At 61.1% G+C, this 17650-nt stretch carries 15 protein-coding genes; 9 read left to right on the top strand and 6 right to left on the bottom strand.

Features of this window, described 5'->3' with window-relative positions:
• Positions 1-147: 147 nt before the first annotated feature.
• The 4 genes from L6637_RS11995 to L6637_RS11980 all read right to left on the bottom strand — a co-directional run bounded on the left by L6637_RS11995 (position 148) and on the right by L6637_RS11980 (position 2839).
• Positions 148-342 (bottom strand): hypothetical protein, encoded by a 195-nt coding sequence (locus L6637_RS11995; RefSeq protein ID WP_237864241.1) that lies wholly within the window; start codon positions 340-342, stop codon positions 148-150.
• A 76-nt stretch (positions 343-418) separates the two neighbouring features.
• Positions 419-2251 (bottom strand): carbamoyltransferase family protein, encoded by a 1833-nt coding sequence (locus L6637_RS11990; RefSeq protein ID WP_237870774.1) that lies wholly within the window; start codon positions 2249-2251, stop codon positions 419-421.
• Positions 2252-2260: 9 nt separating this feature from the next.
• Positions 2261-2410, bottom strand: coding sequence for a DUF5989 family protein (locus L6637_RS11985; RefSeq protein ID WP_237864243.1), 150 nt, complete (start codon positions 2408-2410; stop codon positions 2261-2263).
• A 9-nt stretch (positions 2411-2419) separates the two neighbouring features.
• A complete protein-coding gene (locus L6637_RS11980) occupies positions 2420-2839 on the bottom strand; it encodes an SxtJ family membrane protein (protein ID WP_237870772.1) in 420 nt (139 codons plus the stop codon).
• A gap of 292 nt (positions 2840-3131) precedes the next feature.
• Here L6637_RS11980 and L6637_RS11975 point away from each other — a divergent pair, with 292 nt between their 5' ends.
• Positions 3132-4097 (top strand): SGNH/GDSL hydrolase family protein, encoded by a 966-nt coding sequence (locus L6637_RS11975; RefSeq protein ID WP_237870770.1) that lies wholly within the window; start codon positions 3132-3134, stop codon positions 4095-4097.
• 163 nt (positions 4098-4260) lie between these two features.
• Here the strand turns inward: L6637_RS11975 and L6637_RS11970 are convergent, their stop codons facing one another.
• Positions 4261-5217, bottom strand: coding sequence for a MurR/RpiR family transcriptional regulator (locus tag L6637_RS11970; protein ID WP_271606103.1), 957 nt, complete (start codon positions 5215-5217; stop codon positions 4261-4263).
• A gap of 242 nt (positions 5218-5459) precedes the next feature.
• Here L6637_RS11970 and L6637_RS11965 point away from each other — a divergent pair, with 242 nt between their 5' ends.
• From L6637_RS11965 to L6637_RS11930, 8 genes are all read left to right on the top strand, one after another.
• Positions 5460-7001 carry an ABC transporter substrate-binding protein gene (locus L6637_RS11965; RefSeq protein ID WP_237864248.1) on the top strand — a complete coding sequence of 514 codons (1542 nt, stop codon included), beginning with the start codon at positions 5460-5462 and terminating at the stop codon, positions 6999-7001.
• 67 nt (positions 7002-7068) lie between these two features.
• Entirely contained in the window at positions 7069-8013 is a 945-nt protein-coding gene (locus L6637_RS11960; protein WP_237864249.1) for an ABC transporter permease, read from the top strand.
• A complete protein-coding gene (locus tag L6637_RS11955) occupies positions 8010-8870 on the top strand; it encodes an ABC transporter permease (protein ID WP_237864250.1) in 861 nt (286 codons plus the stop codon). Before L6637_RS11960 ends, L6637_RS11955 begins: the two co-directional genes overlap by 4 nt.
• A 33-nt stretch (positions 8871-8903) precedes the next feature.
• Positions 8904-9848 carry an ABC transporter ATP-binding protein gene (locus tag L6637_RS11950; RefSeq protein WP_249798319.1) on the top strand — a complete coding sequence of 315 codons (945 nt, stop codon included), beginning with the start codon at positions 8904-8906 and terminating at the stop codon, positions 9846-9848.
• Positions 9845-10795 (top strand): ABC transporter ATP-binding protein, encoded by a 951-nt coding sequence (locus tag L6637_RS11945; RefSeq protein ID WP_237864252.1) that lies wholly within the window; start codon positions 9845-9847, stop codon positions 10793-10795. The genes L6637_RS11950 and L6637_RS11945 overlap by 4 nt, the downstream gene beginning before the upstream one ends.
• A 74-nt stretch (positions 10796-10869) precedes the next feature.
• Positions 10870-11538, top strand: a complete 669-nt coding sequence (locus tag L6637_RS11940) for a LysE family translocator (RefSeq protein ID WP_237864253.1) — start codon at positions 10870-10872, stop codon at positions 11536-11538.
• Between the two features lie 515 nt (positions 11539-12053).
• Complete coding sequence (locus L6637_RS11935) at positions 12054-13250, top strand: FAD-binding domain (protein WP_237864254.1); 1197 nt, start codon at positions 12054-12056, stop codon at positions 13248-13250.
• Between the two features lie 142 nt (positions 13251-13392).
• Complete coding sequence (locus L6637_RS11930) at positions 13393-15204, top strand: chloride channel protein (protein ID WP_237864255.1); 1812 nt, start codon at positions 13393-13395, stop codon at positions 15202-15204.
• A 67-nt stretch (positions 15205-15271) separates the two neighbouring features.
• Here the strand turns inward: L6637_RS11930 and L6637_RS11925 are convergent, their stop codons facing one another.
• The gene (locus tag L6637_RS11925; protein WP_237870768.1) at positions 15272-17608 is read right to left on the bottom strand and encodes an alpha,alpha-trehalose-phosphate synthase (UDP-forming); all 2337 of its coding nucleotides are present in this window, start codon (positions 17606-17608) and stop codon (positions 15272-15274) included.
• Positions 17609-17650 lie beyond the last annotated feature (42 nt).

Here is a 17650-nt window from a genome sequence, read left to right as displayed (position 1 = left end):
GCGGCCTCTGTACAGCGGCGTTTGTGCATGACGCATTGGCAGCGGTCGCCAATGCGACGAACCGTCAGGGTACGGGTGAGCGATCCCGTGCTGAAGCGCGCGGGAGACGGGAGATGGCGGGTGACGGGAGGCGGCTAGGCCCTGAGGTCACCGGCGCTGCGCCTCCGGTGTCGGCGAGGCGGACGCAACCACACCGACGGAGGTCGATCCCCGAACCGGGGCCCGTCCGAGTTCGGCGTCATAGGCGTAGCTCAGCGAGCGCTCGCTGACGCCGTCCCGCAGCTCGCGAAAATCGGCGATCCGGAGCCCGATCTCCAAAGCTGCCAACGTCACGGCCGTCATGATGAGATTGCGACGAGCGAATGGAGCAAGTGACGAAGCATTTTATCTTTGCGAGCAGCCTCGTCATCCCTGACCATCAGTCGAGCTCGAAGCGGTTCTTGTAGTCGAGCTTCAGCGTCGGCGACTGGTCTTCCTTCTTCAGGAAGCAATTGCCGACCACCAGGACCTCGATATCGCTGCCCATGAAGCAGCGGAAGGCATCTTCCGGCGTGCACACGATCGGCTCGCCGCGCACGTTGAAGCTGGTGTTGACCAGCACCGGACACCCCGTCGCGGCCTTGAAGGCCGTGAGCAGGTCATGAAATCGCTGGTTGGTATCGGCATGCACGGTCTGGACGCGCGCCGAATAGTCGACGTGGGTCACGGCCGGGATGTCCGATCGGGCGATATTGAGGCGCTCGATACCGAACAGCGTCTCGTTGCGTGGATCGGCCGGTAGCCGCCGCTTCCCCAAGACGTCCGCGACAAGCAGCATATAGGGACTATCCTCGTCGAGCTCGAACCAGTCGGCGACATCCTCACGGAGCACCGCCGGCGCAAATGGACGGAAGCTTTCTCGAAACTTGACGCGCAGATTGAGCGAGCTCTGCATGGTGGGGGACCGGGGGTCACCGAGAATGGAGCGCGCCCCCAACGCGCGTGGACCGAACTCCATTCGCCCCTGGAACCATCCGACCGCCTTCTCCGCGATCAGGGCCTCGACGGTGTCGCTGATGATGGCGTCATCATCGAGCTCGGTGAACACGGCACCGGCTGCTCGCAGCCGGCTTTCGATCTCCGATGGCGCGAAGGCCGGCCCAAGATAGCTCCCCGCCATGGCGTCGCCCGCGGCGGGGATGCGGGGTTTGCCTGCGAATTGATGATACGCCGCCAGCGCGGCGCCGACCGCGCCACCGGCATCGCCTGCGGCCGGCTGGATCCAGATCTTCTCGAATTGCCCGTCACGCAGGACCTTGCCGTTGGCGACGCAATTCAGCGCGACGCCACCGGCGGGACAGAGATTTTTCGATAGACCCTCGCGCGCCAGGCTGCGGGTGAGACGCAGCACGATCTCCTCGGTCACATGCTGGACAGACGCCGCCAGATCCATGTGACGCTGCTCCAATAGCTCCGATGGATCGCGCGGCCTGCCGCCGAACAGGTCGTCGAAACGGCTATTGGTCATGGTGAGACCGGTGCAATAATCGAAATAGCCGAGATCGAGCCTGAAGCTGCCGTCGTCCTTGAGATCGACGAGATGCTCGAGGATCAGCTTCGCATATTTCGGCTCGCCATAGGGGGCGAGCCCCATCACCTTGTACTCACCGGAATTGACCTTGAAGCCGGTGTAATAGGTGAAAGCTGAATAGAGCAGCCCGATCGAATGCGGGAAGTTGATCTCGCGCCGCAAATCGAGCGTGTTGTCACGGCCAAAGCCAGCCGACGTCGTCGTCCACTCGCCGACACCATCGAGCGTGAGGATCGCGGATTCCGTGAACGGAGAGGCGAAAAAGGCCGAGGCCGCGTGGCTTTGATGATGATCGGCAAACAGAAGCCTTGCCTCCCAATCGACGGCGTCATCAATCGCACGCAGATGATTACGGAGAACGCTCTTCTGGAACAGCTTTTCCTTGAGCCAGACCGGAATGGCCGTCCGGAACGACCGAAAGCCACGCGGCGCAAAGGCAAGATAGGTCTCGAGCAGGCGCTCGAACTTGAGAAATGGCTTTTCGTAGAACACGACATGATCGAGCGCGCTCGCGCCAATGCCGGCTTCCTCAAGGCAATAACGAATCGCGGAGCCGGGAAAGCCGGGATCGTGCTTCCTGCGCGTGAAGCGTTCTTCTTGCGCCGCCGCGACGATCTTGCCATCGATCACAAGCGCCGCGGCACTGTCATGGTAGAAGGCCGAGATCCCCAGGATGCGCATCGCGACCACTCAGAAAAGCGTATAGATGAACGGCGCCAGCGCCGATCCCTTGGTGACGATCAACAGCCCTCCCAGAACCAGCATTACTGCCAAAATCGGAATGAGCCAAAATTTGCGGCGGGCTCGAATGAACGCGAATAACTCCTGCAGGAATGACATGTGCTGTGCCTAAAATTGCTGGCGCATCGATTCGGATATGTCTCTTGGGTCGGAACGGGGAAGCCAATAGGTCGGTGATGCACGATCGCGCCCGAGCCGAAGAAAATCCGTGCCGGACAATCGCATGATCCATCCGATCGGCAGGATGACGCCGAAGAACAGGATCGCCATGATGACCGGATTGACGACGCGATACATCAAGAGACCGAGCTTCAGCCAGGCCCGGTTGGCTAATCCTAGCGTTTGCGGCCGCCAGAGCGTCAGACCAGCGAAGGCGACCGCGGCGCCAAGCCAGAGCGGCGCATGAGACGAATGCTTATAGAGACCGACAAGACCAATCAGCGCAAACACTGACGCCATCGTGAATCCGAAATTGCGATTGCTTGGTCCGGCGACGATTTCGTCATCGGACGGTTCCAGAAACTGCATCAGCCCCCCACGCCCCGTCTGGCCAAAGCACCTTCGCCTGGCATCAGACGCTGCCAGCTTATCCGTTCGAGGCGTCAAAACTCAAGGCAAGGGAGTGGCGGATTCAATCTGGTGCTCGTTTTTGTTGCACCACAATAAGCACTGCGAAGAGCGCCGGGCTTTGACCTCCGGCGACGAGCATCGCTAAAAGAAGACGTGGCGCCGCGAGCGCAAAGCGCCGATTCATGACGGGTGCAAATTGTCGTCAATGTGATCAATATTCCAGGGCATATTTTCACGCGACGGAGCCGCCTTGAATCTCAAATCGCTTGGGTCGACGCTCGTCACCATCCTCTTGTCGCTACTCGCCGTGGAAGCCGCGCTACGGCTTGCCGACTTTCGGGTGCTGCGCCAGGATGCGAGCGAGCGCTCACTATCCTATGACTACGATGCCGAACTCGGCTGGATCCCGGTCCCCTATTCCGAAGCCGTCGTCACGACCGCGCGAACGATCCACGCCAAACACAACAGCCTCGGACTGCGCGACATCGAGTTCCTACCGAATGGCAGGCCAACCATCCTGTTTCTCGGCGACTCGTTCGTGTGGGGTGTTGATGCCGAGGCCAATGAACGCTTCACCGATCTGCTGAGGGAGCGGCTCCCGCGCTTCTCGATCCTCAATGCGGGCGTCTCCGGATACGGGACGGATCAAGAGCTGCTCTGGCTGAAGCGACTCTGGCCTACAATCAAGCCCGCCGTCGTCGTACTGCTGTTTTGCACCGACAACGATCGCTTGGACAACGGAACCAATGTCAGATACGGCGGCTACCGCAAGCCCTATTTCGAGATGACGGCTGACGGGTCACTGATTGCCAGGGGGCAGCCGGTCCCGAAATCGCTAAAGCTGATGATCCGCGATGAATGGCTGCCGCGCCATGCGTGGCTGGCGCGTCTCGCCTCTTTCACTTATGTCGAGGTCCACGCGCCGCAGATCTTCGTCCCCGATCCCACCGACAGACTGGTGGGCGCGATCGACGATTTCGTCACTGGCAACAGCAGCCGGCTGCTCGTCGCCCTGCAGCACAAGGACGACCAGATCATCTCTTCTTTGCAGCAGCGTCGAATTCCATTCGTGACCCTGGATGGAGCAGCTGCCTACGGCGCGGAGCACGGGGCGCATTTTACTCCTGAAGGCAACCAGTTTGTCAGCCGCATCCTGGAGACATTTCTGAACGAACAGGTCTCTCAGTCCAGTCGGACGGCGGGGGAGCGAAACTGACGCTGGGCTTCATGAAGGCGTCGCAGAGAGCGTCCGTCAACATCCGTTGATCGATGGAACGGTTTCGACTGTTCCTGGATCAAAGCTCACCGTTGTCATGCATCATACTCACATTCATCCTCCGTATATTTGCGATTTCTCGCCGCGTGCCCGGCAGCGCGATTCAGTCGCCGAGCGGGCCATTTGAATTCCCGTCCGTCCCCTTCAGCAACTCGTACTTAATCCGACGCATCCGTGTCTGGCCTTCGAGCGGCTTGCAATAGGCCGTCGAAGCGGCGAGCAGATCGATGGCAGCGAGAAAGGCATAGCGCGACGCGGTCGGCTTGAGCGCATCGGGCGCTTCGGGCACGTGCACGCCGAGCGCAATATCGGCGATCGAGGCCAGCCTGCTTTGCGGCTTGGTAATCGCGACAACCAGCGCACCGTATTGCTTGGCGATCCCAGCTGCCTCGATCACCTCCTTCGCCATGCCGGTGGTCGAGATGGCGACCACGACATCACCCCGGCCAAAGGTCGCGGCGACCATGCGCATCAGGATCGGGTCGGAGGTGTGCGAGACGGCGATCCCAAGACGAAAGAAGCGATTTTGAACCTCCATCGCCGCAAGGGTCGAGCCGCCGCCCACGCCGAACGCTGCAAGTTTCGAACAGCGGGAGATGGCTTCGGCAGCCCTCTCGATGTCCTCTCTCCGTAATCCCTCCTCGGCGGCGGCAATTGCGCGACGAATTTCCTGGAACACCGACCGCCAGAGCGCGGGGCGCGCCAGATCCGTGCCGACATGTGGGGGTAGTTCAAGGTAGATCCGTCCAACCGCCATGGCTTGAGCCAGCCTCACCTTGAGGTCACGGACGCCGCGACAGCCGACGGAACGGCTAAACCTGGTCACTGTCGGTTCGCTGACACGCGCGCGGCGCGCCAGTTCGGCATTGCTCGCGTGAATGGAAAACTCGACGTCGGCCAGCAGCGCCATGGCAACGCGTTGCTCCGAAGGACTGAGGCTCGGAGCACTTTGTCTGATAACAGAGACGATGTCGCCGGCCACGAAAGCGTCGCGGCGCGATGGTGTCGAGACTGCTGTCGCAGCGGCTTTCGCCGTTTGAATTCGCTTCGCACGCGGCATGCGCGCCCTTCCTCAGGTCGGATTAACCTGCGCCCTGGCCCGAAGATCGCCGTAAGAAACCTTCAGCCTTGGCTGGACCACGTATCGGCAGATGGGCAATCTATTGCAATTTTGCGCTTGAAACTTAGCATAATCTGCATGTAACTTTCAAACAAACGATAACGTTCCGCCGGGGTCTAAACCGGAAGGGCATATCCCCTGCCGTCAAGGCAGGCGGCCGAAACAAGATGGGAGGGGCGATCATGAGATGCGATCTCAGTGCCTTGATGCGTGGCGCCGTTGGAATCGCCACCGCATTGTTTCTGAATGCGCAGGCCAGCGCAGCCACCCTGCTTCGCGAAGCCACCATCGGCGAACCGCCGCCACTCGACGTCATGCTGACGACAGCCGACGTCGCATCGGTTATCGGCCGCCACATCTTCGAAACGCTGTATGCGCTGGACTCGACCTATACGCCACGCCCGCTGCTGGCCGAGAGTGAACGCGAGGAAGACGGTGGCAAGACCATCGTCATCAAGCTCCGCGAGGGTGTCCCCTTCCACAACGGCAAGGAGATGACCGCCAAGGATGTGGTCGCTTCGATGACGCGGTGGGGCAATGTCGGCGCGCGCGGCAAGCTCCTGATGGCCGCAGCCACATCGGTCGAGGCAACTGGAAAATATGAGGTCACGCTAAAACTATCGGCGCCCAACGGCGCCTGGAAAACGCTCATCGCGGATGTGAATGGTGGCCTTGCGATCTATCCGGAAGAGATCGCAGCCAACGCAGGCAACAAGCCGATCGAGCAGAAGGACTATATCGGAACCGGTCCTTACAAGTTCGTCGAGTGGCGGCCGAACCGCTATGTCGAGGTGGAGAAATTCGATGGCTACAAACCGGTAAAGGAGAAGGGCGACGGCTTCGCCGGCGCCCGCACCGCCATCTTCGACAAGATCCGGTTCATTCCGGTGCCTGACGTCGGCACCCGCGTCAGCGGCGTTCAGGCCGGGGACTACGACTATGCGGAAATGATCTCTGGCGATCTGTACGAATCCCTGAGCAAGGACCCATCGGTTCAGGTGCAGCGCACGAACGCGCCGATCTTCGGCCTTTTCTTCATGAACTCGAAGCAGGGAATCCTGAAGGACAATTACAAGCTCCGCCGTGCCATCCAGACCGCGCTGGACAAGTCGCAGGCCCTGCGCGTCGCCTTCGGCTCGAAGGAGCTGTGGAACGCCGAGGGATCGATCTTTCCCAAGGGTACGCCCTGGTACTCGGCGGAAGGTGTGTCCAGCTACAGCCCCCACGATCCGAAGAAGGCCAAGGAGCTCGCCAAGGAGGCTGATTATACGGGGACTCCGATCCGCCTCCTGGTCTCGACAAACTATCAGGCGCACTATGATGAAGCCGCTGTCTTCACGCGCCAACTGGCCGACGCCGGGATCAATGTTCAGATGATGGTCGTCGATTGGGCGACGCTTCTGAAGATGCGAGGCCAGCCGGAACAGTGGGACATCTTTGTCACCCACCATTCCTTCTCGCCCGATCCACTGCTCCTCACGTTCCTTAATGCGAGCTACCCGGGATGGTGGGACAGCCCCGAGATCAGCTCGCTTCGAGCCGAGTTGATCAAATCGACCGATCCGGTCGCACGAAAGGCGACATGGGACAAGATCCAGTCGCTGATCTACGACCAGGTTCCGGTGATGAAAGTGGGGGATGCCTACACCTATGACATCGCTTCTCCCAAGCTGAAGGGACTGAACCCGAATGGTCCCGCGTTCTGGAATGTGTCCACGAAATAAGGACGGGCGATGAGACCACCCGAAATGTCCCGCGCGCATCGTCGCCGCTGATCAGCCGCGCAATCGCATGTGGTCTTACTCACTCAAGCGCGCGGCGACGACGACGGTGACGCTTCTGGCGGCGTCCGTCATTATCTTTGCCTTCATCCATATCGTTCCGGGCGATCCCATCTATGTTCTGCTCGGAGACACCGCGACCCCCGATCAGATCGACGCCCTGCGACACCAGCTCGGTCTCGATCAACCGATCATCCTGCAATATCTGACCTGGATCGGCCACGTGACCGAGGGCAACCTCGGACGGTCGATCTTTTTCCAGGCACCGGTGTTGTCGGTCATTGCCGATGGTGCTGAGACCAGCGCCTTGCTCGCCACCATGACGATGATCTGGGTTACGCTCATCGGCGTGCCGATCGGCATGATCGCGGCGGTTCGGCACGGCACCTGGCTCGACCAGGGACTATCAGGCGCGGCCATGCTGATGGCATCGATTCCGACGTTCTGGGTCGGGCTTTATTTGATCCTGATCTTTGCCGCGTGGCTGGGTTGGTTTCCGAGTTCGGGCTACCCATCGATCTTCGAAGGCGGCATCGTCAATCTCCGCTACCTCGTCCTCCCGAGCCTGGCGCTTGCTGCGCCGAATGCCGCGTTGATTCTGCGGCTGACACGCGCCAGCATGCTCGACGTCTCCCGCGAGGATTACGTGCGCACAGCGCGTGCAAAGGGTATCCGGCCCTGGCAGGTCGTGAGCCGGCATATTCTGCGCAACGCGCTCCTGGCGGTGGTCTCGGCATTCGGCTTCACGTTCGCCGCGCTGCTGTCCGAAGCCGTGGTGACCGAAACCGTGTTTGCATTGCCGGGTATCGGCCGCCTCGTCGTTCAGTCGATCCTCCGCCGAGACTATCCGGTGATCCAGGGCGTCATTCTGGTCATCGTGGTCGTATATCTCCTGATCAACCTGATCGTCGATCTGAGTTATCGCCTGCTCGACCCCAGGGTCGAACTCCAATGAGCCGTGACGACGCAATGTTTTGGCTGAAGCCGTTCATCGCGCGGCCGATCGCACTGATGGGGCTCGGCATCCTTCTGGGGACCTTGCTCGCCGCGATTTTCGCGCCCTGGCTCGCACCTTACGATCCCTTCGCCATCGATCCGTCGATCCGTCTGACGCCTCCAAACGCGCTTCATTGGTTCGGTACCGACCAGTTTGGCCGGGACACCTTGTCACGCGCCATCCAGTCAGCGCGCATGGCGCTCCTGATCGGTTCGGGCGTGGTCGCGTTCGCACTTGGGACAGGCGTACCGATCGGCGTGCTATCCGCCTTGTTCCCCCGGCTCGGTCATGTGCTGATGCGCATGGTCGATGTGCTCATGGCGTTCCCGAGCCTGCTGCTCGCACTTGGGCTGATCGTGATCCTCGGTCCGAGCGTGGTGAACGCCATTCTGGCGATCGGACTCGGCTACATGACGACGACGACGCGGATCGTTTACGGCCTGACGCTGCGCTTGCGCACGGAGACCTATGTCGAGGCGTCCCGCAGCATGGGCGCCGGAACGGCTTGGCTCGTCGGCAAGCATATTTTGCCGAACCTGGTCTCACCGCTTCTTGTGCAGGCCAGCTTCGTCTTCGCGTTCGCGCAACTTGGCGCGGCATCGCTGGATTTCCTCGGCCTCGGCGCTCCGCCGGAGATTCCGAGCTGGGGCAACATGCTGGCGGAATCGCACACCTTCATCACCCGCGCGCCATGGCTGCTGTTCTTTCCGGGCATGATGATCGTGGCGACCGCATTTTCGCTCAACCTGGTCGGCGATGCACTGCGCGATCGTCTCGATCCCCGATTCCGCCAGCTCTTTGGCGAGAAGGGCTAGATCGTGCTGTCCGTTCAAGATCTTACCGTGTCATTGGGGCCGGCGACTGCACCGGTTGACGTCGTCGCCGGTGTGTCCTTCGAACTTGCCAAGGGTGAAATCCTTGGCCTCGTCGGCGAGTCCGGCTGCGGCAAGAGCATGACCTCGCTTGCGGTGATGGGATTGCTGCCGCAGCCAGGCCCGCGGATCCGGGCCGGCCGAGTCCTGTTGGAGGGCTGCGACGTGACACAGCTGCAGCCCTGGCAGCGCGTCGAAGCAGGCCACGGCCGTATGGCCATGATCTTTCAGGAGCCGATGACTTCGCTTAACCCGGTTCGCCGGATCGGCGATCAGATCGCCGAAGCCGTGCGCGTGCATGATCGCGTTTCCGGCCCGCCGGCTATGGCCCGAGCCCGCGAGCTGCTCGAACTTGTGCGCATGCCGGATCCTGCAATGCAGCTGTCCGCGTATCCGCATCAACTGTCCGGCGGCCAGCGCCAGCGGATCATGATCGCGATCGCGCTGGCCTGCAGGCCTCAAGTTCTGATTGCCGATGAGCCGACCACGGCACTGGATGTCACCATCCAGGTGCAGGTCCTCGGTCTGCTGCGCGAGCTCTGCAACCGCTTGGACATGGCGATGTTGTTCATCACCCACGACATGGGGGTGATCGCGCAGCTGGCAGATCGCGTTTCGGTCATGTATGCGGGCCGGATCGTGGAGACCGCGGGCGTCGAGGCGTTGTTCGGCAGGCCGCGCCACCATTACACACGCGGGCTGATGGACTGCATGCCGTCGCGGAATTCCGGCGCGCGCCGCCTGCCAACCATAGCGGGCCAGCCGCCGGCGCCCGGCACAGTCCGTGCCGGTTGCGTCTTTGCCTCACGATGCGCGGCCGTGCGCGAGCCGTGCCGCACGGCAGCCCCACCGCGCGCGGAAGTCTCGCGAGGACACGAGGTGCTCTGCACTTTCCCCTTGGACGATGGGGGACCGCGATGAACGGAAACGCTGTCCTCGACATTCGGGACCTGAAGGTCTCCTTCAAGGTCAGGCGATCCGGCCGAAAATATCAGGTGCGGGCGGTGGATGGCGTGTCGCTGTCGCTGGCAGAGGGCGAAGTGCTCGGCATCGTCGGCGAGTCGGGCTGTGGCAAGACCACGGTGGGCCGGTCCATCGTGGGGCTGGTCCGGCCCGACAGCGGCACGATCGGCTTCAAGGGAAGGGACATGACGGGCGCCGGCCTTCGCGACATGCGCCTGAACATCAGGATGGTTTTCCAGGATCCCTATGCATCGCTCAATCCGCGGCGCGCGATCGGAGACTCGGTCGCGGAGGCTGGCGATATCAATGGCTTCTTCACCAGTCGCGCCGAGCGCAGCGCCGCGATCGCCGCCGCACTGACGGCGGTCGGCCTGGATCCATCTTTTGCCGCTCGCTATCCGTACGAACTGAGCGGCGGACAGCGGCAACGGGCCGGCATCGCACGAACAATTCTTCCCTCACCGTCCATCGTGATTGCCGACGAGCCGGTCTCGGCCCTCGACGTATCAGTGCAGGCTCAGGTGCTCAACCTGATGATGGACCTGCGGGAGCAGCTTGGATTGTCGATGCTGTTCATCTCCCACGACCTCGGCGTCATCGGACAAATCAGCAATCGTGTTGCCGTGATGTATATGGGCCGGATCGTGGAGCAGGCCGCAACGCGGACAGTTCTGGATGATCCGCGCCATCCCTATACGCGATCGCTGGTGGCGGCGATTCCGAAGCCGGACCCATCCAAGCGAATTCTCGGTGCGATCGAAACAGGTGAACCGCCAAGCCTGTTCAAGCGGCCAAGCGGCTGCGCCTACGCGCCACGTTGTCCGCTGGCCAGCCAACGCTGCCTGGTCGAGGTTCCCGAACTTCGGTCCGTGGGTGATCGAGCGCTCGCCTGCCACAACGTATAGCTGGCGAGCCCATCTACCCTCATGATCCTCATTGGGTACGCCGAGCCGGACCAAAAACCTCGGCAGTGTGTATTATGATCGCCGGCAATGTGGAGGAGCAGCGGAGCATGCTATCTTTTCTTGCATTCATCGGGACGTCGATCATCGTCATCGTCACGCCGGGGCCCGATACGGCCACGACGATCCGCAGCACTCTATTGGCCGGGCGGACTGGCGGGATTTGCACGGCGGCTGGCATAGCCCTTGGACAGACGGTCTGGGCCCTGGCGACCAGCGTCGGCCTTGCTGCTCTCCTGGTGGCCTCGGCGCCACTGTTTCTCACGATCAAGTATTTGGGGGCCGCTTATCTTATCTATCTGGGCATCTACGCGTTGTACGAAGCCCTTTGGCCGCCGGAACAAGGTTCGGGAATCGCGGTCGAAAACCACTCGCATAGCCGCGTAAGCCCTTGGATCGCCTTCAGGCAGGGACTCATCAGCGATCTCAGCAATCCCAAGATGGCCGTTTTCTTCACCAGCCTGCTTCCCCAATTTGCACCGATGGGCGGCTCGACCTTTGCGACACTTCTCGCTCTTGGAATTGTTTTTGCAGTCATGACCTTCCTCTGGCTCGCATTTTATGCCGCAGCAATTCACAAGGTACGGGGCGCACTTCAACGCCCCACCGTGCGGCGCCTTGTGGAGGGCGTGACCGGAATAGTCCTGATTGCTTTGGGTCTGCGCATCGCCACCGAGCAGCGGTAGGGGGTCCTTGGAAGCGTAGTCTCATCGATGTCCGGTCCGTCCCGACAGCGACCGCCTTTGTTGCGCCGGGTCTTTCGAACCGAAGAGCCCTACGGCTGTAAGCGCTCGCGCCGAAGGCGAAGCGCTGGACGCGATGCAGGCGTAGAAATCTCGGGAGATCGCGTGCGAAATCGCGCAAAAGGCGGAGAGAGTGTCAGTCAATCCCGTTGAAAGATCAGGCATTTTCAATTTCGACGCACCCAAACCCACCATTTCAGCTACGCCTCTTTTCGGCGGATTGGGCCGCAGCTCTCTGGTCGTGAAGGCAAATCCAGCTCGGCCAAACAATGAAGAGCCGAGAAGAGTGGCCGTTAGCCACGCGAAGGTCCGCGACGTTGCGTACGATATCGTACCGACAATTCCACTTGCATCCCATAAACGCTGTGCCTGGCAATCGCGCCGAAACCATTCATGCGTTACTAACTTGCAATGGGCACATCGGTCAGCGACGTTGGTTCCGCCTCATGAGAACTGTCTTGATTTCCGGCGCGGGCATTGCGGGCCCTACCCTTGCATATTGGTTGAAGGCGGCGGACTTCGAGGCGACGATCGTTGAGCAGGCCCCCGCCTTGCGACATGGTGGTTATGTTATCGACTTTTGGGGACTCGGCTATGATCTCGCGGAGCGGATGGATCTGCTCGGCGATATAAATCGCGTCGGCTATCATGCGCGGGCAATGCGCATCGTAAATGGCACGGGGCAGCCGGTTGCCGGATTCGGCACAGAGATATTCTCGGAATTGACGGCCGGGCGCTACGTGACACTCCAACGAAGCGACCTCTCCCGCTTGCTTTTTGACAAATCGCAGGGGCAGGTCGAGACCATATTTGGTGACACGATCGTCTCCATGGAAGAGCAGCCGGATTGTGTTCGAGTCCAATTCGAGCGCGAACGCGAACGACGGTTCGATCTGGTGATTGGAGCCGACGGCCTGCATTCGCGTACGCGCAAGCTCGCCTTCGGGCCGCAATCCAGGTTCGAAAAGCACCTAGGCTATGCCGTCGCGGCGTTTGAGGCGCGTGGCTATCGCCCTCGCGACGAGGACATTTATATGATGTACGGACGACCGGGCCGGATGCTCGGTCGTTTCACGTTACGCGACGATCGCACGCTGTTCCTGTTTGTTTTCGTTGCAAGACAGGAGGAACTACCTATCACGATTGATGCTCAGAAAGCGCTACTCCGAGATCTCTACCGTCATGATGGCTGGGAATGTCGCAAGGTTCTCGGCGAGCTTGAGCAAACGCAGTCACTCTATTTCGACAGCGTCAGTCAGATCCGGATGCAAAGCTGGTCTTGCGGCCGCACCGCGCTGGTGGGCGACGCCGCCTTCTGCGTCTCGCTGCTGGCCGGACAAGGCTCGGCGCTCGCGATGATTTCGGCCTACGTGCTTGCCGGCGAACTCGGCGCTGCGGCCGGGCAATATCGACTTGCATTCAACAGATACGAGGCATTGCTGCGACGCTACATCAATGGGAAGCAGCGCGGGGCCGAGCGCTTTGCCGGTGCCTTTGCGCCGAAGACCCAACTCGGGCTGCTGTTCCGCAACCTGGTGGTCAAGGCCTTTGCATTTCCCGGCCTGGCCAGGCTCGCCGTAGGCCGGGATATTGCAGATTCGATGCAATTTCCGGAGTACAATTGGCCATCACTTGATAAACGGGCGATTGCCTAGTGGTTTTCCGGACTCTCGATCAGAGGCCGTCCGGGGTCGCCGTCAACCGTCCGCTCGCCGAGAGCCTCCGGAAGGCTTTCTGGCAGGTGGGTCTGTATCTCGCTATTTTGATCTCGATCCAACCATTGTGACCCGAGTACCCGTGGTGCTGACTCCCGACAATATCAAAGCCATCGCAGCCGACAGCCGCAAATCGCTGCCAGAGGAACGGCGAGTGAGCCTGCTCGTTCTTTGTGGCCTCGCGTTGGTTATCGGGGTGATGACTGGGCTAGGCGCGGTTGCGTTCCGCGCCCTGATCGGCTTCGTGCACAACGTCTCTTACAATGGCAGAATCAGTTTCGTTTACGATGCTAATATCAGCGAGGGTCCCAGCCACTTTGGCGACTTCATTCTGTTTTCGCCGATCGTCGGGGGCCTGATTGTCGTTTTTCTCGTGAGGCGCTTTGCTCCCGAGGCAAAGGGGCACGGCGTCCCCGAGGTGATGGACGCGATCTTCTACAAGCGAGGCAACATCCGCGGCACGGTGGCGCTGATCAAGGCTCTGGCTTCCGCAATATCGATAGGCAGCGGCGCCGCTGTCGGGCGCGAGGGGCCGATCATCCAGATCGGGTCGGCGCTCGGCTCGGCCTTCTCTCAATTCATCGGACTCTCCACGCGGCAGAAGATAACGCTACTGTCCGCCGGCGCCGGCGCGGGTATTGCCGCGACGTTCAACACGCCGCTTGGCGGCGTGCTGTTTGCTCTCGAAATTCTCCTACCGGAAGTGTCGAACCGCACCTTCCTTCCCGTCGTCGTGGCGACTGGCGCTGCGACGACGATCGGGCGAATTCTGATCGGCCCAGATCCTGCCTTTGCGGTGCCTGACATTCAGTTTCCCTTGGTTGCGTCGTTCAATCCGCAGGAGGCGATTGCGTTCGTCCTGCTTGGACTGCTGTGCGGCGTCGCAGCCTGGTTGTTTATCCGACTGCTCGTTTTCATGGAGGATGGGTTTCCGAAGCTGTCGGCAAACGAATACGTCCAGAACATCGTGGGCATGGCGGTGATCGGCCTGATGATGGTGGGACTTAGTCGCGCGTTCGGACATTCCTACATTGATGGGGTCGGCTATTCGGTCATTCAGGATATCCTGGACCACAAGATGGCTGCGGCGGGTCTTCTTGCGCTGCTCTTTGCGCTGAAGCTGGTTGCCACGACCGTCAGCCTCGGCTGTGGGGCCTCGGGTGGGATCTTCTCTCCTTCGCTCTATCTTGGCGCCACTTTGGGTGCCGCCTTTGCGGCCGCGACCAGTTCTATTTTGCCTCATTCCGGACTGACGCCTTCCTCGGCCGCGATCGTTGGAATGGCGGCCATGGTCGGCGCGGGAACGGGCGGCGTGATGACGGCCATCGTCATGGTGTTCGAAATGACCCGTGACTACGCGGTCATTGTGCCGGTGATCGTTGCGGTGGCGCTGGCTGCAGGCGTAAGGCGCGCGCTCATCAATGAGACGATCTACACGATCAAGCTGCGCCATCGCGGCCACCGTATCCCCAAGGAGCGACATATCAATCTATATCTGGTTAGGCAGGCCCAAGACATCATGGAGCAGCGCTTTATCGTGGCCAGGGCAGGCACCACGCTGAAACAAGCGTTGCCTGCGGAAGATACTAATGACGCACGAGCGATCGTCGTCGAGCGGGACGGCCGGATCGTAGGGCTAATTCCGCCGCGTTCGGGTCTGTGGATGGAATCTCAAATCAACTCTGACCTTTTCGTCGAAAGATTTGCCGAACGGCGGATCGTCATTTGTCGCGATCAGGACCTCCTGAGCCTGGTGCTTGCGAGACTCAAGCGCCACCGCGCCGGTGCCGCAATCGTTTTCCAAGGCAGCTCCCGCCCACGCGTGAACGACATAGTCGGCATCGTCACCAAGCGTGCGATCGCTGACGCAGTCATCGACAGCTTCGAGAACTGATCCGCGCGGGTATCCGAAGCACTGGCGACTGCGGTTTGCTCACCCTCAACAGGCGATGGCCATTCAGTCAGGCCGTCCTGCGCTGGCTCGCGGGCAGCATGGCTTGCGAGCCGGCCCGACCGGCATGGGGCGCGTTGGACCAGACGATCCGCTGACGCCGACGAAGGCGAGCTGCATCGAGCAGCATCTGCGCCGCCCACCGATAGACGTTCCGCTCGCGCACGAGATCGCGCATCAGCCGCATGCGGTCGCGTTGCTCCGCGGGCGGCATCTGCAACGCCCGGACGAACGCCTCAGCCATTCCGTGCGTGTCATATGGATTGACAATCAACGCCTCCGACAGTTCGCGTGAGGCTCCGGCGAAGCTCGAAAGGATCAGCACGCCATGCTCGTCGTCGCGCGCGGCCACAAATTCCTTGGCAACCAGATTCATGCCGTCATGCAAGCTGGAAACAATGCACATATCCGAGGCTCTAAAAAGTTCGAGAACCTCGTCAGGCTCGTGATGTCGCACGACAAGACGAATCGGCTGAAAATCTCCCTTGCCGTGTCGCGCGTTCACGTCCGCGACCAGTCGTTCGGCCTCACCCTGCAGAGAGCTATAGGTAGCGAGCTTACTGCGAGTGGGGGCCGCTGCCTGAATGAAGACGAGCCGCCCGATCCACTCGGGATGGCACCTTAGCAGATCGTCGATCGCGCGAATGCGATCAAGAATACCCTTGGTATAGTCGAACCGCTCTATGCCGACAGCGATGCGGGCATCAGCAGGCAGCGAGAAGCGCCTTCGGACCGCGTCGCGACACTCCCGAACAGGTGCCTGGTCGACGAGCGCCGCCGGCGGCCATTCGATTGAGATCGGATAGGGCCTGATCAGCGTCTCCTGCCCACGGAAAGTGACAGAGGCATGTTCCCGATCGATGCGACTTTCCATGAAACGATCAGCCGCTTCGAGAAAATTGTTGCAATGGAACTGTGTATGAAAGCCAAGGATGGTGCTCCCGAGTAGCCCGTCGATGATTTCGCGTCGCCAAGGACAAATCCCGAACGTTTCGGCGTTGGGCCAGGGGATGTGCCAGAAAGCGATGACCGTTGCCTTTGGCAGCCGATCGCGGATCATCCGGGGCAGCAGGGCGAAATGATAATCCTGGACCAGAACGATCGGATCGTCGCAGGTCGCCTCCTCGACGATTACGTCGGCGAACTGCTCGTTCACCTTCCGGTACTGAACCCAATCCTCCTCCCGAAAGGTCGGGCGTACAAATGCGATGTGACAAAGCGGCCATAGCCCTTCGTTGGCCAGCCCGTAGTAGTAGCCGCTCTGTTCCTTCTCCGAGAGCCATACCCGCCGCAGCAGGTATGTCGGCTCGCCGGGAGGCACGCGCAATCTGTCGGCGGCATCGACCGTGTCGCGGTCGGCGGAGCCCGAGCCGTGCGCAATCCATGTTCCGCCACAAGCTCGCATCACCGGCTCGAGGGCAGCCACCAGGCCGCTCGCCGGAATCTGCAACGTGATCTCGCCGGCGGAGCGGTTGTGAATGTAGGGCTCGCGATTGGACACGACGAGGACTTGGGCATCCGGCAGTTCCTCGAGCAACAGGCGATGCAGGGTCTTCGGCGACCATTCGACGTGAATGCCATTCGCGAAACGACGCTCCATTCTTAGCTCCGAGAGAGCCGCGTGGACCTCACGGCTGATCGGAAAGGGGCTATGCACCAGAGCTTCGTCGGCGGCCCCGTGTCGCACCTCGGTGAGAGCGCCCCGAATCGAACGGGTCCAGGCTCGCATAAGTGCGAGCACGATGGCTGTGGCGAGCAGCCCCAGGCCTGATGTCACGCCGACCAGAGCAAGCATCGTGTAAAGGCGAGCCTCGTTCGTACGCGTCTCTATATAAGCCAGATCGTGCAGCACCAGCAAATGGCCCGTCGAGACTGCGACGGTGATCGGAAAGGAACTGATGTGGATGTGGCGGCCGGAATCCGCGATCGCAGCGAAGGCGTTGGACCTGGCTCGCTTCAGGCTGTCGCAAGTGACGGACTTCGGAAACTCCTTGGTCGCGTATCGCAGCTGGCCCTGCGCGGAGCAGAAGCCGAGGGCCAGTATCCGTTCATCCTCGGTAATCCGCTCGAACACCTGAGCAAGATCAGTGTCCGGCTTTGCCGTCATCGCCGTAGCGACCTGGTCTCGGATCGATCGGAATACGAGGCGCGAACGCAGGTCGATATCACGCTGGGACCAGTCCTCGACCATGACGGCGGCCAGCAAGGTCAACGCCGCAATCACGACGCCGGCAGCGAGGAGACCGAGCAGCGTGTAGCGAGCGAGCGGATCGCGGAGCGGCCGTTGAGCCACGCGCCGAATCCAGTCGCGGCCGCGCCGCTCGAATTTACCTTCGCTACGGTCCATTCGGTGCTCCATCGATCTCCTGCAACCCACTGCCGTGTCGCG

The organism is Bradyrhizobium zhengyangense (assembly GCF_022012435.1).
GTDB classification, from domain to species: Bacteria; Pseudomonadota; Alphaproteobacteria; order Rhizobiales; family Xanthobacteraceae; genus Bradyrhizobium; species Bradyrhizobium zhengyangense.
Note: the sequence above shows the minus strand (reverse complement) of the source record. Positions and strands in the feature narration are given on the sequence as shown.

Excerpts from the sequence above, each read along its gene's own strand:
- L6637_RS11925 (WP_237870768.1), bottom strand. The coding sequence starts at position 17,608 with ATGGACCGTAGCGAAGGTAAATTCGAGCGGCGCGGCCGCGACTGGATT.
- L6637_RS11980 (WP_237870772.1), bottom strand. The coding sequence starts at position 2,839 with ATGCAGTTTCTGGAACCGTCCGATGACGAAATCGTCGCCGGACCAAGC.
- L6637_RS11990 (WP_237870774.1), bottom strand. The coding sequence starts at position 2,251 with ATGCGCATCCTGGGGATCTCGGCCTTCTACCATGACAGTGCCGCGGCG.
- L6637_RS11960 (WP_237864249.1), top strand. The coding sequence starts at position 7,069 with ATGTGGTCTTACTCACTCAAGCGCGCGGCGACGACGACGGTGACGCTT.
- L6637_RS11945 (WP_237864252.1), top strand. The coding sequence starts at position 9,845 with ATGAACGGAAACGCTGTCCTCGACATTCGGGACCTGAAGGTCTCCTTC.
- L6637_RS11995 (WP_237864241.1), bottom strand. The coding sequence starts at position 342 with ATGACGGCCGTGACGTTGGCAGCTTTGGAGATCGGGCTCCGGATCGCC.
- L6637_RS11970 (WP_271606103.1), bottom strand. The coding sequence starts at position 5,217 with ATGCCGCGTGCGAAGCGAATTCAAACGGCGAAAGCCGCTGCGACAGCA.
- L6637_RS11940 (WP_237864253.1), top strand. The coding sequence starts at position 10,870 with ATGATCGCCGGCAATGTGGAGGAGCAGCGGAGCATGCTATCTTTTCTT.
- L6637_RS11965 (WP_237864248.1), top strand. The coding sequence starts at position 5,460 with ATGAGATGCGATCTCAGTGCCTTGATGCGTGGCGCCGTTGGAATCGCC.
- L6637_RS11985 (WP_237864243.1), bottom strand. The coding sequence starts at position 2,410 with ATGTCATTCCTGCAGGAGTTATTCGCGTTCATTCGAGCCCGCCGCAAA.
- L6637_RS11955 (WP_237864250.1), top strand. The coding sequence starts at position 8,010 with ATGAGCCGTGACGACGCAATGTTTTGGCTGAAGCCGTTCATCGCGCGG.